Genomic DNA, 15116 nt, shown 5'->3' with positions numbered 1-15116 from the left:
CGTATGACCGATCACGTCATCAGAACTCTCACCGACCCATCCCTGCTGATTGCACTGCTGGTCGGCATCGCGGTGTTTGCGACCGTCTTCACGCTGCTGCCCGCCTTTGGCGGGAACCAGCTCAAGGCGCGCATGAAATCCGTGGCGCTGGAGCGCGATGAGCTGCGCGCCAAGCAGCGCGCGCGGCTGGCAGTCGAAGCCGACCGCCGCCGCAAGGGCCTGCGCGAAGAACAGTCGGTCGGCATGCGCAATATTGTCGATCGCCTGGATCTCAGGCGTGCGCTGGCGGATGAAGGTACCTTGCAGAAATTGAAAGTGGCGGGTTTTCGCGGGCAAAATCCGCTGACGCGCTTCCTTTTCTTCCGTCTCGTCCTGCCCTTCATCGGCTTTGCATTGGCGGCGATGTATCTGTTCGTGCTCGGAGGATTGCCGGAGCAGCCGATTTTCGTGAAGCTGTTCGTGTGCATCGTGGTTGCCTATGCGGGGTTCTACGCGCCGGTGCTCTACGTCAACAACCGCGCTACCAAGCGCAAGCAGTCGATCCAGATGGCGTGGCCGGACGCGCTCGACCTTTTGCTGATATGCGTCGAGTCCGGCATGTCGGTGGAAGCAGCGCTTCGCAAGGTCGCCGATGAGATCGGCGCGCAATCGGTGGCATTGGCGGAAGAATTCATCCTGACCAACGCCGAACTTTCCTATCTGCAGGAGCGCAAGCAGGCCTACGAGAACCTTGCAAGCCGAACCGGCCTGGAATCCGTCAGGTCGGTGTCCCAGGCGTTGGTTCAGGCTGAGCGCTACGGTACGCCCGTGGCACATGCGTTGCGCGTGCTGGCCGCCGAAAGCCGTGACATGCGCATGAACGCCGCCGAGAAGAAGGCCGCGGCCTTGCCGCCGAAGCTCACCGTGCCGATGATCCTGTTCTTCCTGCCGGTGCTGTTCGCCATCATTCTGGGTCCCGCCGGCATCCAGGTGAGCCAGCGCGGCATCTTTGGCGACCAGCCGAAATCCAGCAGCGAGTAGCGCCAGCCGCGTCGCCACAAAGCTGATATGATTCAGAGCCGCGCTGCCGGTGCAGCGCGGCTCTTTGCGTTTGACATGTTGCGGAATTCTCGCGCCGGTTCGGCGCTCGGAGCGGTCAGTTGGTGGCGGGCTTTGCCTTGTCCTGCTCCTTGAGCTGGCTCCAGGCATTCTGCTGCGCCAGCATCTGGCGAAGGTAAGCGACGTTGGCCTGCGCCTGTTCCGGCGACAGCTCTTGCGAGGCGATCTTCTCGGCCTCGTCGAAACGGCCTTGCAGACCGACGACCAGCGCCAGGTTCTGGCGGACGCGACTGTCGGCATTCGGCTGCTGGGCGGCCGAGCGCATATAGGTTTCGGCCGTGCGCAAATCCCCTTCCAGCACGTACGACATGCCGAGATTGGATAGGATCGTCGGTTCGTTCGGCCTGAGGTCCAGCGCCTTGCGATAGCCTTGGCGCGCCTCGTCCTTTTGGCCGAGCTGGTCAAGAATGGCAGCTTCGGCCGATACCAGTTTCCAGTCAGGATATTCGGGCGTCTGGGCGCGGCGCACGGCATCGAGAGCCGGCTCGAACTGTCCGTTGGCGGCAAGCGCCTTGCCATAGGCGGCGAGCACGTCGCGATCCTTCGGCAAGGCGATCGCCAGCTTGCGCATCACCGCAAGCGACTGGTCTGCGTCGCCGTCCATCTGCAGCGCCGCGGCATAGTTTGTCGCGATCCGCTTGTCGCTGGGGTTTTTCGAATAGGACTGGCCGAGCGCCATCGTAGCGTTGTGCAGTTCGCCCGCCGACATTGTTTCCAGCGGCTTGCCGCTTGGACGAGAAATCGAGCCAGTCGTCAATTTGCTGGTTCCGCAGCCAGCGACGCCTGCAGCAAGCACCATAATCAACGCCGTGGTGATCAGCCTATTTGCGCTGGCGTTCATCCTGCGGTTGGTCGGCATCTGCACCAGGGCTCCGTTCATGCGCGTGACCATTTGTGTGGTCATCTTCCCTACCGCAGAAATATTCTGTTAACCCTAACGGAGAGTTAAGAAACGCCGACTCGGAAGCCGGAGACCAGCGAATGCCTGTCGAACTCGTCGAGAAGGAATTGACCAATGCGCTGCCGGTCCATCTGGTGGCGAAGGATGCTCTGGCGGCGGCGGGCCTTGCGCCATCCTCGGTCGCCTGGGCCAAGGCCAACGGCTTTTCCGGCGAGGCCGGCAGGACGCTGATCGTGCCTGGCGACAACGGCGCGATTGCCGGAGCCCTGTTCGGCACCGGCGACGGCGAGGGCGCACTGGCCATCGGCGCACTGGCGAGAGCCTTGCCAGCAGGCGACTGGCATTTTGCGTCGGCACCCGCCAAGCCGGAGCTTACGGCACTCGCCGTGGCGCTCGGCGGCTATGTCTTCACCCGCTACGGCAAGAAGTCAGGCAAGACGCTGCGCCTCGCGCTGCCTGCCGGCACCGACGCCGCCCGCATCCGCCGCCTCGCCGATGGCATTTTCCTGGCGCGCGATCTGGTTAACACGCCGACCAGCGATATGGGCCCCGGGCAGTTGGAGAAAGCCGCCCGGACCTTGGCCGCGACGCACAAGGCCGAAATATCGGTGACCAATGGCGACGATCTTCTTACCGCCAACTTTCCGATGATCCACGCCGTCGGTCGGGCTTCTGGCGACGCGCCACGCCTGATCGACATGATTTGGGGGCCGAACAATGCCCCCAAGATAACGCTGGTCGGCAAGGGCGTCTGCTTCGATACAGGCGGTCTCGACATCAAGCCGTCCTCGGGCATGCTATTGATGAAGAAGGACATGGGCGGCGCTGCCAACGTGCTGGGCCTCGCTTCCATGATCATGGCCACCGGGCTGAAGGTTCGGCTGCGCGTGCTCATCCCCGCTGTCGAGAATTCGATAGCCGGCAACGCCTTCCGGCCAGGCGACGTGCTGGTGAGCCGCAAGGGCATCACCGTCGAAATCGGCAACACCGACGCCGAAGGGCGGCTGGTGCTCGCCGATGCCTTGGCCTTGGCCGATGACGAGGAGCCGCAGATGCTGGTCGATATGGCAACGCTGACAGGCGCTGCCCGTGTTGCGCTCGGTCCCGACTTGCCGCCGTTCTATACCGGTGACGAGACGCTTGCATCCGAGCTGGCGGACGCCTCCGTTGCGGTCGAGGATCCGCTATGGCGCATGCCGTTGTGGAAACCCTATGACGCCAAGCTGGCGTCGAAGGTGGCCGACATCAACAACGTCACATCGGATGGTTTCGCGGGCTCGATCACGGCGGCCTTGTTCCTGAAGCGCTTCGTCGAAAAGACCGCCAGCTGGGCGCATTTCGACATCTTCGCCTGGAACCCGTCCGATCGCCCGCACGGCCCTGCCGGTGGCGAAGCGCAAGGCATCAGGGCGCTGGAGCGGGTCATTTCGAACCGCTTCGGCTGATCTCTCGGGCATAGCCGACGAACGTGTTGACTGAAACGGAACCGAAACAATTTTCCGTCATGCTGGACGGATGTCGATTATCATGCGTCCAAGCCAGGCCTTGCGACTGTGGCAGCAGGTGGTGCTGTCGGAGGTGCGCGACGACGCGCCCGACCTCACCATGCGCCAGACGGCGATCCTGTTCACCATCTATCTCGATCCGCCGCCACACACGGTGCGCGGGCTCGCTGCCCGCCTCAACGTCACCAAGCCGGTGATCACCCGTGCGCTCGATACGATGGGGGCGCTGAAACTGGTGTCGCGCCACCGCGACGAGCTGGACAAGCGCAACGTGCTGGTGAGGCGCACAGTCGAAGGCGCGCTCTTTGTCGAGCGCTTTGGCGATGTTATCATTGCCAGAGCCCAAGAGTTGCCCATTTGACCAAATTGACCATTTGAACGAGTTGCCGATTTGACCGCCAGGGATGCCCGCCTCCATGCCTTCCGCTCCGATCTCGCCGACGCCAGGCTGAGAGGCGAGGTCGCCGCCGACCGTTTCGTCGCCGGCCGGCCGGCTCGCATCACCGCTTCTGTCGCAGACATACGCAAGGCGCCGCGGCCGGACGCCGGCGTCAACACACAGCTTCTGTTCGGCGACGATATTCTCGTCTTCGAGGACGCCGAAGGCTGGGCCTGGATCCAGGCCGAGCGCGACGGTTATGTCGGCTATGTCGCCGACACGGCACTGGGCGCGCGGGACCATGCGCCGACCCATGTCGTTTCGGTGCCGCGCACCTTTCTCTATCCAGGACCCGACTTGCGCTTCCCGGTGAGCGGACAGCTCTCGATGGGATCGTTGGTGACGGTGACGGGCTCAGCCGAAACGCGCGGCACGCATTATGCGCTGTTGCCGTCCGGCCAGGCGGTCATCTCGGGTCATCTCAGGCCTGTCGCCGAGGCAGCCGCCGACTACGTTGCTGTTGCAGAGAGCTTTCTCGGCACGCCCTATTTGTGGGGAGGCGCCTCGGGCTTCGGCATCGACTGTTCCGGCCTGGTGCAGCTTGCGATGCACATGGCCGGCAGGCAAGTGCTGCGCGACACCGACATGCAGGCGGCAACGATCGGTGAGCCACTCGTTCCGGGGCCGGATTTTTCCGGGCTGCAGCGCGGCGACCTGGTGTTCTGGAAAGGCCACGTCGCTGTTATGACCGACGCAGAGGCGATGATCCACGCCAACGGGCACACCATGCTGGTATCGCGTGAAGGGTTGAAGGAAGCGATCGCCCGTATCGGCTATCTCTATGGCGGCCCGACCGGGTTTCGCCGGCCGTAACGCGAATCGATCACCTTTTGTTCCGATTCTGCTTGGCGATTGCGCGTCGCCGCGCTACCTCTGGCGCGTGACAGAGCAGCCGCGCCTTGCCGAACAGAATGCCGCCGTCGTCCTGCCCGAGCCATTCGTCAAATGGTTTGCGGAAAAGGGCTGGTCGCCGCGCGCCCACCAGATCGATTTGCTGGCCAAAGCCCAGGGCGGGCAGTCGGTATTGCTGATCGCGCCGACCGGCGCCGGCAAGACGCTGGCCGGGTTCTTGCCATCGCTGACCGAACTGGCTGGCCGACTGAGGACAAGGCCGGGGCAGGCGCATCGAGGCATCCACACACTCTACATCTCGCCGCTGAAGGCGCTGGCCGTCGACATCGAGCGCAATCTCGGCAAACCCGTCGCAGAGATCGGGCTGCCCGTCACCGTCGAGACGCGCACTGGCGACACGCCCGCACACAAGCGCCAGCGGCAGAAGCTGGCGCCGCCCGACATTCTCCTGACCACGCCCGAGCAATTGGCGCTGCTGATTGCCGCGCCCAATGCCAGGCGCTTCTTCGAGGACCTGCGCTATGTCGTGCTCGACGAATTGCATTCGCTGGTGACCTCGAAGCGCGGGCATCTCCTGTCGCTCGGGCTGGCCCGGCTGCGCTCGTTTGTGCCCGCCCTGCAGACGATAGGCCTGTCGGCGACGGTCGCCGAGCCCGACGAATTGCGGCGCTGGCTGGTCAACCAGAATCCACCGGGGCCGATGGCTGAACTGATCGTCGTCACTGGCGGCGCCAAGCCCGACATCTCCATTCTCGATTCGGAGGAGCGCGTGCCGTGGGCGGGACATTCGGCCCGCTACGCAACGCCGGAAATCTACAACGAGATCAAGCGCCACAAGACAACCCTGCTGTTCGTCAACACGCGCAGCCAGGCGGAGTTGCTGTTCCAGGAGTTGTGGCGGGTCAACGAGGACACCTTGCCTATCGCGCTGCATCACGGCTCGCTCGATGTCGCCCAGCGCCGGCGCGTGGAGAAAGCGATGGGCGAAAACGCCCTGCGCGCCATCGTCGCCACATCGACGCTCGACCTCGGCATCGACTGGGGCGACGTCGACCTGGTCGTCCATGTCGGCGCGCCGAAAGGTGCCAGCCGGCTGGCACAGCGCATCGGTCGGGCCAACCACCGTATGGACGAGCCGTCGAAGGCGATCCTGATCCCGGCCAACCGCTTCGAGGTGCTGGAATGCAGGGCGGCGCTCGACGCCAATTATCTCGGCGCCCAGGACACCCCGCCGTTGGTCAATGGCGGTCTCGACGTGTTGGCGCAGCACGTACTGGGCTGTGCCTGCGGTGCGCCGTTCCATGCCGATGCGCTGTTCGAGGAAGTACGGACGGCTGCACCCTATGCCGATCTCGATCGGCCGACATTCGATCGCGTCGTCGATTTCGTCGCCACCGGCGGCTATGCGCTGAAGAACTACGAACGCTACGCCCGTATTCGTCTCAACAGGGACGGGCTGTGGCGGGTCTCAAATCCTCGCGTCGCCCAGCAATACCGGCTCAACGTCGGCACCATCATCGAAGTGCCGGCGCTCAACGTCCGCTACGTGCAGGCCGGCAGCAGAGGCGCGGCTTCGCGTGGCGGCCGGGTTCTGGGCAAGATCGAGGAGGCCTTCCTCGAGACGCTGACTCACGGCGATACCTTCATGTTCGCCGGCAAGGTGCTGCGTTTCGAAGGCATCCGCGAGAATGAGTGCTTCGTCTCGAACGCGCCCGGCAGCGACGCCAAGGTACCGTATTACGGTGGTGGCAAATTCCCGCTTTCGACGTACCTAGCCGAACAGGTCCGCGCCATGCTGGACGATCCGCAGCGCTGGAAGAAGCTGCCGGAGCAGGTCGCCGACTGGCTACGCTTCCAGGCCGACAAGTCGGTGCTGCCGAAACGCGACGATCTGCTGATCGAGACCTTTCCGCGAGGCAATCGCTACTACCTTGTGGCCTATCCGTTCGAGGGCAGGCTGGCGCACCAGACGCTCGGCATGCTGCTCACCCGCCGCCTCGACAGGGCGGGAGCCAAGCCGCTCGGCTTCGTCGCCACCGACTATGCGCTTGCCATATGGTCGCTGGCCGATATGGGCCACATGTTCAGGGCGAAGAAACCGTCGCTGGCTGCGCTATTCGATCAGGACATGCTGGGCGACGACCTCGAAGCCTGGCTCGCCGGCAGTTGGCTGTTGAAGCGCACCTTTCGCAATTGCGCGCTGATCTCGGGATTGATCGAGAAACGCCACCCGGGCCAGGAGAAGAGCGGCCGCCAGGTAACCGTGTCGACTGATCTCATCTACGACGTACTGCGCAGCCACGAGCCCGACCATATCCTTTTGCAGGCGACACGTGCCGATGCCGCGACCGGTCTGCTGGATGTCAGCAGACTTGCCGAGATGCTCTCGCGCGTCCAGGGTCGAATCATGCATAAGAACCTCGAGCAGATCTCGCCACTCGCCGTGCCGATCATGCTCGAGATTGGCAAGATGCCGGTGCACGGCGAGGCCGACGAGACGCTGCTGATGGATGCAGCCACGCTGGTCGAGGAGGCCATGGGGACGAAATGACTGTGGCGGTGGCAATGGCTGCGACTCTGGCGGATACGGGCGCTGTCCGTATCGCCGGCGAACGCGCGATCTGCGACCGTCGCGGCGTGCTCTATTTTCCTGAATTCCGGCTTCTGGCCGTGTCCGACCTGCATCTGGAAAAAGGCTCCTCACTGGCCAGGCGCGGCACGCTGGTCCCACCTTATGACACCGGCGCGACGCTGCTCCGGCTGCAGGCGGTGATCGCCGATTATCAGCCTGCGATCGTCATCAGCCTGGGCGACAGTTTTCACGATGGCGGCGGCGCAGCGCGTATGCACGCAAGCTTTCGCGAACGGCTGGAAGGGCTGATGGTCGGGCGCGACTGGTTCTGGGTCGCCGGCAATCATGATCCTGAAGCGCCGGCCGACTTGCCAGGCGAGACCGTACGCGAATTGGCAATCGGCTCTCTACTCTTCCGGCACGAGCCTTCGGCCGTGAGAGTGGAAGGCGAGATATCAGGCCACCTGCATCCTTGTGCCCGCATCGTGCAGCAAGGCCGCTCCGTGCGGCGGCGCTGCTTTGCCGGCGATGGCGGCCGCATGATCATGCCGGCTTTCGGCGCTTATACCGGTTCGCTCAATCTGCTTGATCGCGCCTATGCCGGGCTGTTCCGCCGCGAAACGCTGATGGCCTATATGCTTGGCACCGAACGCATCTTCGCGATTTCCCACGCGATGCTCAGGCCGGGCTGACCCTACCTGCCGTAGTACAAAGTGACGGTGTGTTTGGCCTCGGCGAAGAACAGCCAGCGCTCGACCAGCATGCCGGCGAGTTGGACGATTGCGGCGAGCATCGACGAAACCGCCGCATAGGGCCACGGCAAGGCGAACGCCGCGACCAACAGCAACGCAGGCAAAGCAAAGGCCAGCGCTTGTGTGATCTGGCGCAACCGCACCCTGTGCTTGCGTGCGATGCAAAAGCCCATTTCCTTGAGCAGATAGTTTTCCTCGGTATGCGGCCATTCCAGCGATCGCACCGTGCCGCCGGCGAGCCCGGTTGCGGTGTTGGCATTGGTCAGGATCTCCAGCCTGTCATTGTATCGCCAGGTCGCCAGCTTCAAACCCCAGCCGAGCGCAGTCAGCAACAGGGCAGCCGCCAGAAGCGTACTCGAGCCTGCGGCAAATCCCTGCAGCAGGGCGTTGAGCAGTACGCTGCCGGTCATCGCCGAAAAAATCAGGTAGCCGGGCAGGGTGAAGCGGCTGTGCCATTGGGCGATCGGCTTCAACGACGCGTAGATCATGCCGGTGGTGCAAACGGTTGCTACCGCGCCGCTGGCAGCGAGCAGCCCGGCGACAGCCACCCAGCCGCTCGTGCGGCCGAGGACCACCCAGCCAATACCGAACAGTCCCGCCGGCACGAAGGTGGCGACCGAGGCAACACCTTCGCGCGACAGCCATGAGCTACGCCATTGCGAGAAGGCACGCCACGCGCGTTCGGGCCGGCCGAGATGGCCGGCCGACGACAGCAGGCCGGCCGAGATCAGGCCAAGCGCCAGCCCTATGCCGGTAAGGCCAAGCCAGAAATCGGGCGGGATAAAGCCCTGTCCGGCCAGCACGCCAAGCAGCGCGAGCAGGCCGTAACCGGCGCCCGTGACGGTGGTGAAAAAGACGACCGAGAATGCTGGATGCATGAGACGCGGGTCAGTTCGAAAGCATGCGGTCGACCCAGCCGAGGAAGCCGCCTTCCGCACGCACCGCTTCTAGGGCCGGGGCAGGCACCGATGCGGCGCGGGTGGTGTGGGCACGTGGCGGCAGATATTTGTTGGTCGGCTTGTAGCCCATTTCCGGCATCAGATCGACACCGCCGCGCTCGGCCACCAGTTGCGAGATAGCCGATGCCGGATCGCCCAGATCGCCGAAATGCCGCGCGCTGGTCGGGCAAGCAGCGACGCAGGCCGGCACGCGATCTTCTTCCGCCAGATTGTCGTTGTAGATGCGGTCGACGCACAACGTGCATTTCTTCATCACGCCGACATCGGTATCGAATTCGCGGGCTCCGTAGGGACAGGCCCAGCTGCACAGTTTACAGCCGATGCATTTGTCCTCGTCGACCAGCACGATGCCGTCCGACGCCCGTTTGTAGGAGGCGCCGGTCGGGCAGACCGTGACGCACGCCGGTGTCTCGCAGTGCAGGCAGGAGCGCGGGAAGTTCACCGTGCGTCCGCCCATCTCCGTCATGTGCTCATAACTGTGCACGCGGTTGAACCAGACACCGTCGACATTGCCGCCATAGGGGTCGATGTCGGTTAGCGGCGCCATATGGCCGCCGGTGTTCCATTCTTTGCAGGCGGTAACGCAGGCCTGGCAGCCGACGCAGGTGTCGAGATCGATGACAAGGCCGAGCTTCTTGTCGGTATTGGCGGGAAGGCAAGTCATTCGGCAGCCTCTCTCTCCCGGCGGAATTCCGCGCCGAAACTGAGTTTGTCGGGCGAGGGCTGGAAGCCCGGCGGCTGCCGGAACCGCTCGAACTGCGGTTCGGTGAAGCCAGCTTCCTCGGCCGTGCATTTGACGATGCGCACGCGCAGGTCGAACCACGCCGCCTGGCCGGTCACCGGGTCGGAATTCGAATAGCGTTTGCCGCTGGCATCGGCAGAGGTCTGGTCGCCGATGATGTGGTTGAGCAGGAAGCCGCGATTGGATTCGGCCGCGTCGTCCTTGAGCCCCCAGCTGCCGCGCCGTTTGCCGATCGCGTTCCAGGTCCACACCGTATCGGCGTTGACGCCGTCGATCAGGCTGATCTGCCCCTTGACCTTGCCGTTGATGCTCTCGATCCAAACCCAATCGTCATCGACAAGCCCGAGGCCGGCTGCGGTCCGGTGATGCACGAACAGCCTGTTCTGGCTGGTGATCTGTCTTAGCCAGGCATTCTGCCCGCCCCAGGAGTGGTACATGTGCATCGGCCGCTGCGTCAGCGCGTGGAGCGGATAGGCTTGGCCATCGACCGCAGCCTCTTCGAAGGGCGCGTACCAGAACGGCAGCGGGTCCATATAGGTCTCGACCCGGCTGCGCTCCGCCTCCGGCAGCACCCGGCCATGGCCGCGCGCCGCGAGGCGGAAGCGCTGCATCGGCTCGGAATAGAGTTGGAACACGATAGGCTCGGCCTTCGGGATGAAGCCCATGCTCTTGGCGAATTCGAGATACGAGCGGTTGGCCATTTTGTAGTAGCGCTGATCGGCGGCGAAATCCTGGTGCCAGAAGCCGCCATTATCAATGTAGCGCTGCAATTGGTCGGGATTGACCTCGCCCTTGCCGACCGAGGCCCCGTCCTTTCCGCGCCAGCCGGCGAGCGGGCCGACACCTGGCGTGCGCTCGTGATTGACGATGTAGTCGGCATAGTCACGGTATTTGGCGGAACCATCGTCCTCGACGAAGCCGGGCAGGCTGAGCCGCGCGCCGAGTTCGATCAGCACCGTCTGGAACGGCCTGACGTCGCGGTCCGGCTCGACGACGGGATGGCGGATGGCGTCGCCCGGCCCGTCGGCGTGGCTGATCGGCCGGTCGAGCAGGCTGATACAGTCATGACGCTCGAGATAGGTCGTATCCGGCAGCACCAGATCGGCGAACGGCACGGTCTCGGAATAATAAGCGTCGGAATAGATGATGAACGGGATCTTGTACTCACCCGATGCATCCACATCGGTCAGCATCGCCATCGTCTCGACCGTGTTCATCGACGAGTTCCAGGCCATGTTCGACATGTACATGAATAGTGTGTCGATCGTGTAGGGATCGCCGGCCCAGGCGTTGCGGATGACCGTGTGCATGAGGCCGTGTGCTGCAAGCGGCGCATCCCAGGAGTAGGCCTTGTCGATCCGAATGGGCTTGCCGCCTTCATCGACCAGCAGGTCCTCCGGTCCGCAGACGAAGCCGAGCGGCATGCCCTCGAGCGCCGTCATTGGCTTCACATTCTTGCCGGCTGGTTTGGGGCCCGGCGGCGCGGACCGCGGATAGGGAGGCTTGAAGCGGAAGCCACCCGGCACGTCCACCGTGCCGAGAAGCACCTGAAGCAGATGAATGGCGCGGCAAGAGTGAAAACCGTTCGAATGGGCCGAGATGCCACGCATCGCATGCATCGACACCGGGCGGCCCTTGATGGTCTCGTGCCGGCGGCCGGCCCAATCCGTCCAGGCCACCGGCAATTCGATTTGCTGTTCGAAGGCGACATGAGCGAGTTCTGCGGCGATGCGTCGGATGGTGTCGGCGGAGATGCCGCACCGGTCAGCGACGGCGTCCGGTGAATAGCTCTCGTCCAGATAGCGGTCGGCGACGAGTTGGAAGACCGGCACGCAACGGCGGCCGTCGACGAGAAAGCTGCCGGTCAATGCGGGCTTCGCGTCGGCATCGCTGGCATCGACAGGCATCTTCGCCACCCTGTCCCAAGCCAGCGGATTGCCATCGCCATTGCGCATGAACAGCCCGTCATTGACAGCTCCAGGCTCCTGAATGACAAGGAGATGGGCGTTGGTATAGCGCAAGAGGTAGTCGAGATCGACGCGGCCGGCCTTCAGCAATTCGTGGATGAGGGCGAATACGAACAGGCCGTCGGTGCCGGGCCGGATTCCGATCCAGTCGTCGGCAATGGCGTTGTAGCCGGTGCGGCAGGGATTGATGGAAACCACCTTGGCGCCGCGCGCCTTGAGCTTGCCGAGGCCGATCTTGATCGGATTGGAATCATGGTCCTCGGCAACGCCGAACAGCATGAAGTATTTTGTGTTGTCCCAGTCGGGCTCGCCGAACTCCCAGAACGAGCCGCCAATCGTGTAGAGGCCGCCGGCCGCCATATTGACCGAGCAGAAGCCGCCATGGGCGGCAAAGTTCGGCGTGCCGAACTGGCTCGCCCACCAGCCGGTCAGCGATTGCGACTGGTCGCGCCCGGTGAAGAAGGCGAGTTTCTTCGGGTCGGTCCGGCGGATGTTCGAAAGCCGTTCCGTCGCGATCGACAAAGCTTCCTCCCACTCGATTTCGTGGAACTCACCCGAGCCGCGCGGACCGGTGCGCAGTAGCGGCTTCTTCAGCCGGGCCGGGCTGTAATGCTGCATGATGCCGGCGCTGCCCTTGCCGCACAGCACACCGCGGTTGACCGGATGATCCTTGTTGCCGTTGATGTAGCGGACCTTGCCGTCCTTGATATGGACGTCGATGCCGCAGCGGCAGGCGCACATATAGCAGGTCGTCTTGGCCACGCTGTCGGAGACATCGGGCGACGTATCGACGCCATCGCCCTCAGCGGGCGCGCGCGTATCGGCGAGCGGTCGTTGGGATGGTGCTGAGTTGGCGCCGCGCAGCGGTTCGTTGGTCATGATCCGGCGATGTTTTTGCGTTCCGCGGCCTTGGCTCTCGTCTTCGGGCCTGGGCCGCGCATGTAATGCTGTTCCGGCCGATAGCGTTCACCGACCAGCCGCCACCGCAGGCTGCGGCTCCAGTGCGCAAACACGGATTTGAACAGTCTCATCAATTTCTAGCCTCGACTGTTCTGGCGCGACTTTTTTCCAATTTCGGGCCAAAATCTAGAACAAGGCAATCGATCTGTCTAACAACTTGCTCTTGTAATTCCAATCGGATTTGCTTCTTAATGCTGGCATGACTCTGGACCAATTGCGGATCTTCGTCGCCGTCGCCGAACGGGCGCACATGACCAAAGCGGCCGAGTTGGTGGGCATCTCACAGTCGGCGGCATCCGCCGCGATCCGCTCGCTCGAGCAGCAGCACGGCGTGCAGTTGTTCAACCGAGTGGGCCGCAATATCGAGCTCGCCGAGACCGGGCGCCGGTTCCTGCCGGAGGCCAAGGCGGTTCTCGAGCGGGCTGCGGCCGCCCACAATGTGCTGGAGCATGTCTCGCAGACGATATCAGGCAGTCTCTCGATCGCTGCCAGCCAGACCATCGCCAGCTATTGGCTGCCGCGCCGGCTCGCCTCTTTCCACGAAGCCTATCCTGCCGTCAGGCTGAGCGTGAGCATTGGCAACACCAGGCAGGTCGAGACCAATGTACTTGATGGCGCAGCCGATTTTGGCCTGGTAGAGGGGCGCACCGAATCCGACATTTTGCGGCGTGCCAAGGTCGATATCGATCGCATGATGCTGGTCGTGGCGCGCTCTCACCCTGAGATCGCGGAAGTTTCGCCTGGACATCCCGACCTTGGCGGGCTTCGCTGGATCATTCGCGAAGGCGGGTCGGGCACGCGCGAGGCGCTGGAGGACCTTGCCCGACGCGACGGGATTTCGTTCGCGGATCTGCAGATATTCCTGGTGTTGCCGAGCAATGAGGCTATTCGCCAGGCAGTCGAGGCCGGCGCCGGCGCCACCATCATTTCGGAACTCGTCGTCGCGCGCGCGGTCGCCGAAGGCAGTCTGCGTTCCGTGCCGATCGATCTTCCGAAGCGCGAATTTGCCATGATCACGCATCGCGACCGGCAGCCAAGCCTGGCCCAGATGGCGCTCAAGGCGCATCTCGGCGGCAAAGCTGAGAGAGCCGCGCCGCTTTAAGCCGATCAGGCGAACTTCCGCTGCGCGTCGAGCGCCAGCCCAAGCCCGACCGAGCCGAACACATCGCCTTCGATTACCGACGCCTGCGGCACCAGAGCCAGGATCTGCTGCCTGGCCAGCGGGATCGCGGTCGATCCGCCGGTCAGGAACACCGCCGTGATATCGGAGGGCTTCACCTGCGCGTCGCGGACGGTCTGCTCGACCGTACCTGCAACGCGCTCAATATCCCGAGCGATAGTGGCTTCGAGACCCGCGCGCGTGATCTCTGCCATGAACCTCACCTCCGGTAGCGCGACCTCGATACCGGCCGACGATCGGTCCGTCAGCTCGATCTTGGCCTTTTCGACCAGCGCCGCCAGCGCGTGGCCGTAACGATGCTCGACGATGTGGATGAAGCGGTCGACCAGGTCTGCGCGCTCTGCCTCGTAGCGGATCTGGCGAAGATGCGTCATCGCCCTTGCGGTATAGACCAGGTTGATGCGCTGCCATGTCGCCAAGTCGATGAAGTAGCTCGCCGGCAGATTGCGCTTGCCGTCCTTGGTTGGCGTCAGATAGCCGAGCTGCGGCATCACATGGGCGATGCTCAGCAGCCGGTCGAAGTCGGTGCCGCCGATGTGGATGCCGCGACTGGCCAGAATATCGTTCTTGCGGTCGAGCGAGCGGGCGCGCTCAGGCGAGACCCGCACGATCGAGAAGTCGGACGTGCCGCCGCCCATGTCGACGATCAACGCCAGTTCCTCGCGCGTCACTTTCTGCTCGTAATCGAGTGCCGCCGCGATCGGCTCGAATTGGAAGGCGATGTGCTTGAAGCCTTGGGCGCGAGCGGCATTTTCGAGTTCGTGTTCAGCCTCGGCGTCGGCCCCGGCGTCGTCGTCTACGAACTGTACCGGCCGTCCGAGCACGACGCTTTCGACTGTGTCGAGGGCGTTTTCTTCGAGCTTCTTTTTCAGGTGGCCGACAAATAGGCCGACAATTTCCATGAAGCCGATCGAGCGCGCCTTGATGCGCGTCTTTTCGTGAGCGAGCGAGCTGCCGAGCACGCTCTTCAGCGAGCGCATCAGGCGGCCCTCGATACTGTCCGTATAGTTGGCGATGGCGCGTCGCCCGAAATAGGTGCGGTTGTCCTCGAAATTGAAAAACACCGCACTGGGCAGCGTGACCTGGCCGTCTTCCAACGCCACCAGCCGCGGCTGCCCGTTCCTGACCACGCTCACGGTGGAATTTGAAGTGCCGAAGTCGATCCCGGCAAATGCTGGTCGCATCGTGC

The 15116-nt window shown here is 63.7% G+C and carries 12 protein-coding genes; 7 read left to right on the top strand and 5 right to left on the bottom strand.

Features of this window, described 5'->3' with window-relative positions; genetic code table 11:
* The first annotated feature begins 3 nt into the window (after positions 1–3).
* Complete coding sequence (locus tag RQ479_RS17670) at positions 4–1020, top strand: type II secretion system F family protein (RefSeq protein ID WP_376702018.1); 1017 nt, start codon at positions 4–6, stop codon at positions 1018–1020.
* 115 nt (positions 1021–1135) lie between these two features.
* Here RQ479_RS17670 and RQ479_RS17665 read toward each other — a convergent pair whose 3' ends face one another.
* Complete coding sequence (locus RQ479_RS17665; protein ID WP_292654038.1) at positions 1136–1957, bottom strand: tetratricopeptide repeat protein; 822 nt, start codon at positions 1955–1957, stop codon at positions 1136–1138.
* 122 nt (positions 1958–2079) lie between these two features.
* Here RQ479_RS17665 and RQ479_RS17660 point away from each other — a divergent pair, with 122 nt between their 5' ends.
* The 5 genes from RQ479_RS17660 to pdeM all read left to right on the top strand — a co-directional run bounded on the left by RQ479_RS17660 (position 2080) and on the right by pdeM (position 8059).
* Positions 2080–3444 carry a M17 family metallopeptidase gene (locus tag RQ479_RS17660; protein ID WP_376702017.1) on the top strand — a complete coding sequence of 455 codons (1365 nt, stop codon included), beginning with the start codon at positions 2080–2082 and terminating at the stop codon, positions 3442–3444.
* Between the two features lie 70 nt (positions 3445–3514).
* On the top strand, positions 3515–3865 hold the full coding sequence (locus RQ479_RS17655; RefSeq protein WP_023676939.1) for a MarR family winged helix-turn-helix transcriptional regulator: 351 nt from the start codon (positions 3515–3517) through the stop codon (positions 3863–3865).
* A gap of 30 nt (positions 3866–3895) precedes the next feature.
* Entirely contained in the window at positions 3896–4756 is an 861-nt protein-coding gene (locus RQ479_RS17650) for an NlpC/P60 family protein (protein ID WP_376702016.1), read from the top strand.
* Positions 4757–4823: 67 nt separating this feature from the next.
* Positions 4824–7346 (top strand): ligase-associated DNA damage response DEXH box helicase, encoded by a 2523-nt coding sequence (locus RQ479_RS17645; protein WP_376702015.1) that lies wholly within the window; start codon positions 4824–4826, stop codon positions 7344–7346.
* Positions 7347–7360: 14 nt separating this feature from the next.
* The gene (gene pdeM / locus RQ479_RS17640) at positions 7361–8059 is read left to right on the top strand and encodes a ligase-associated DNA damage response endonuclease PdeM (RefSeq protein ID WP_376702014.1); all 699 of its coding nucleotides are present in this window, start codon (positions 7361–7363) and stop codon (positions 8057–8059) included.
* 2 nt (positions 8060–8061) lie between these two features.
* Here the strand turns inward: pdeM and RQ479_RS17635 are convergent, their stop codons facing one another.
* The 3 genes from RQ479_RS17635 to RQ479_RS17625 are packed head-to-tail and all read right to left on the bottom strand — an operon-like array spanning position 8062 to position 12666.
* A complete protein-coding gene (locus RQ479_RS17635; protein WP_376702013.1) occupies positions 8062–8997 on the bottom strand; it encodes a dimethyl sulfoxide reductase anchor subunit family protein in 936 nt (311 codons plus the stop codon).
* Between the two features lie 10 nt (positions 8998–9007).
* Complete coding sequence (locus RQ479_RS17630; protein WP_352464875.1) at positions 9008–9742, bottom strand: 4Fe-4S dicluster domain-containing protein; 735 nt, start codon at positions 9740–9742, stop codon at positions 9008–9010.
* A complete protein-coding gene (locus RQ479_RS17625; protein WP_376702012.1) occupies positions 9739–12666 on the bottom strand; it encodes a molybdopterin oxidoreductase family protein in 2928 nt (975 codons plus the stop codon). Before RQ479_RS17625 ends, RQ479_RS17630 begins: the two co-directional genes overlap by 4 nt.
* Positions 12667–12946: 280 nt before the next feature.
* On the opposite strand from RQ479_RS17625, the gene RQ479_RS17620 reads away from it, so the two are divergent.
* On the top strand, positions 12947–13849 hold the full coding sequence (locus tag RQ479_RS17620; RefSeq protein ID WP_352464877.1) for a LysR substrate-binding domain-containing protein: 903 nt from the start codon (positions 12947–12949) through the stop codon (positions 13847–13849).
* A 5-nt stretch (positions 13850–13854) separates the two neighbouring features.
* On the opposite strand, the gene RQ479_RS17615 is transcribed toward RQ479_RS17620, so the two are convergent.
* On the bottom strand, positions 13855–15111 hold the full coding sequence (locus RQ479_RS17615; RefSeq protein ID WP_376702011.1) for an Hsp70 family protein: 1257 nt from the start codon (positions 15109–15111) through the stop codon (positions 13855–13857).
* Positions 15112–15116: the final 5 nt, after the last annotated feature.

The organism is Mesorhizobium sp. ISC25, assembly GCF_042295465.1.
GTDB lineage: Bacteria > Pseudomonadota > Alphaproteobacteria > Rhizobiales > Rhizobiaceae > Mesorhizobium.
The sequence above is the reverse complement of the archived record's forward strand: the minus strand, read 5'-3'. Positions and strand labels throughout refer to the sequence as shown.

Excerpts from the sequence above, each read along its gene's own strand:
- RQ479_RS17655 (WP_023676939.1), top strand. The coding sequence starts at position 3,515 with ATGTCGATTATCATGCGTCCAAGCCAGGCCTTGCGACTGTGGCAGCAG.
- RQ479_RS17665 (WP_292654038.1), bottom strand. The coding sequence starts at position 1,957 with ATGCCGACCAACCGCAGGATGAACGCCAGCGCAAATAGGCTGATCACC.
- RQ479_RS17660 (WP_376702017.1), top strand. The coding sequence starts at position 2,080 with ATGCCTGTCGAACTCGTCGAGAAGGAATTGACCAATGCGCTGCCGGTC.
- RQ479_RS17620 (WP_352464877.1), top strand. The coding sequence starts at position 12,947 with ATGACTCTGGACCAATTGCGGATCTTCGTCGCCGTCGCCGAACGGGCG.
- RQ479_RS17615 (WP_376702011.1), bottom strand. The coding sequence starts at position 15,111 with ATGCGACCAGCATTTGCCGGGATCGACTTCGGCACTTCAAATTCCACC.
- RQ479_RS17635 (WP_376702013.1), bottom strand. The coding sequence starts at position 8,997 with ATGCATCCAGCATTCTCGGTCGTCTTTTTCACCACCGTCACGGGCGCC.
- RQ479_RS17630 (WP_352464875.1), bottom strand. The coding sequence starts at position 9,742 with ATGACTTGCCTTCCCGCCAATACCGACAAGAAGCTCGGCCTTGTCATC.
- pdeM (WP_376702014.1), top strand. The coding sequence starts at position 7,361 with ATGGCTGCGACTCTGGCGGATACGGGCGCTGTCCGTATCGCCGGCGAA.
- RQ479_RS17625 (WP_376702012.1), bottom strand. The coding sequence starts at position 12,666 with ATGACCAACGAACCGCTGCGCGGCGCCAACTCAGCACCATCCCAACGA.
- RQ479_RS17670 (WP_376702018.1), top strand. The coding sequence starts at position 4 with ATGACCGATCACGTCATCAGAACTCTCACCGACCCATCCCTGCTGATT.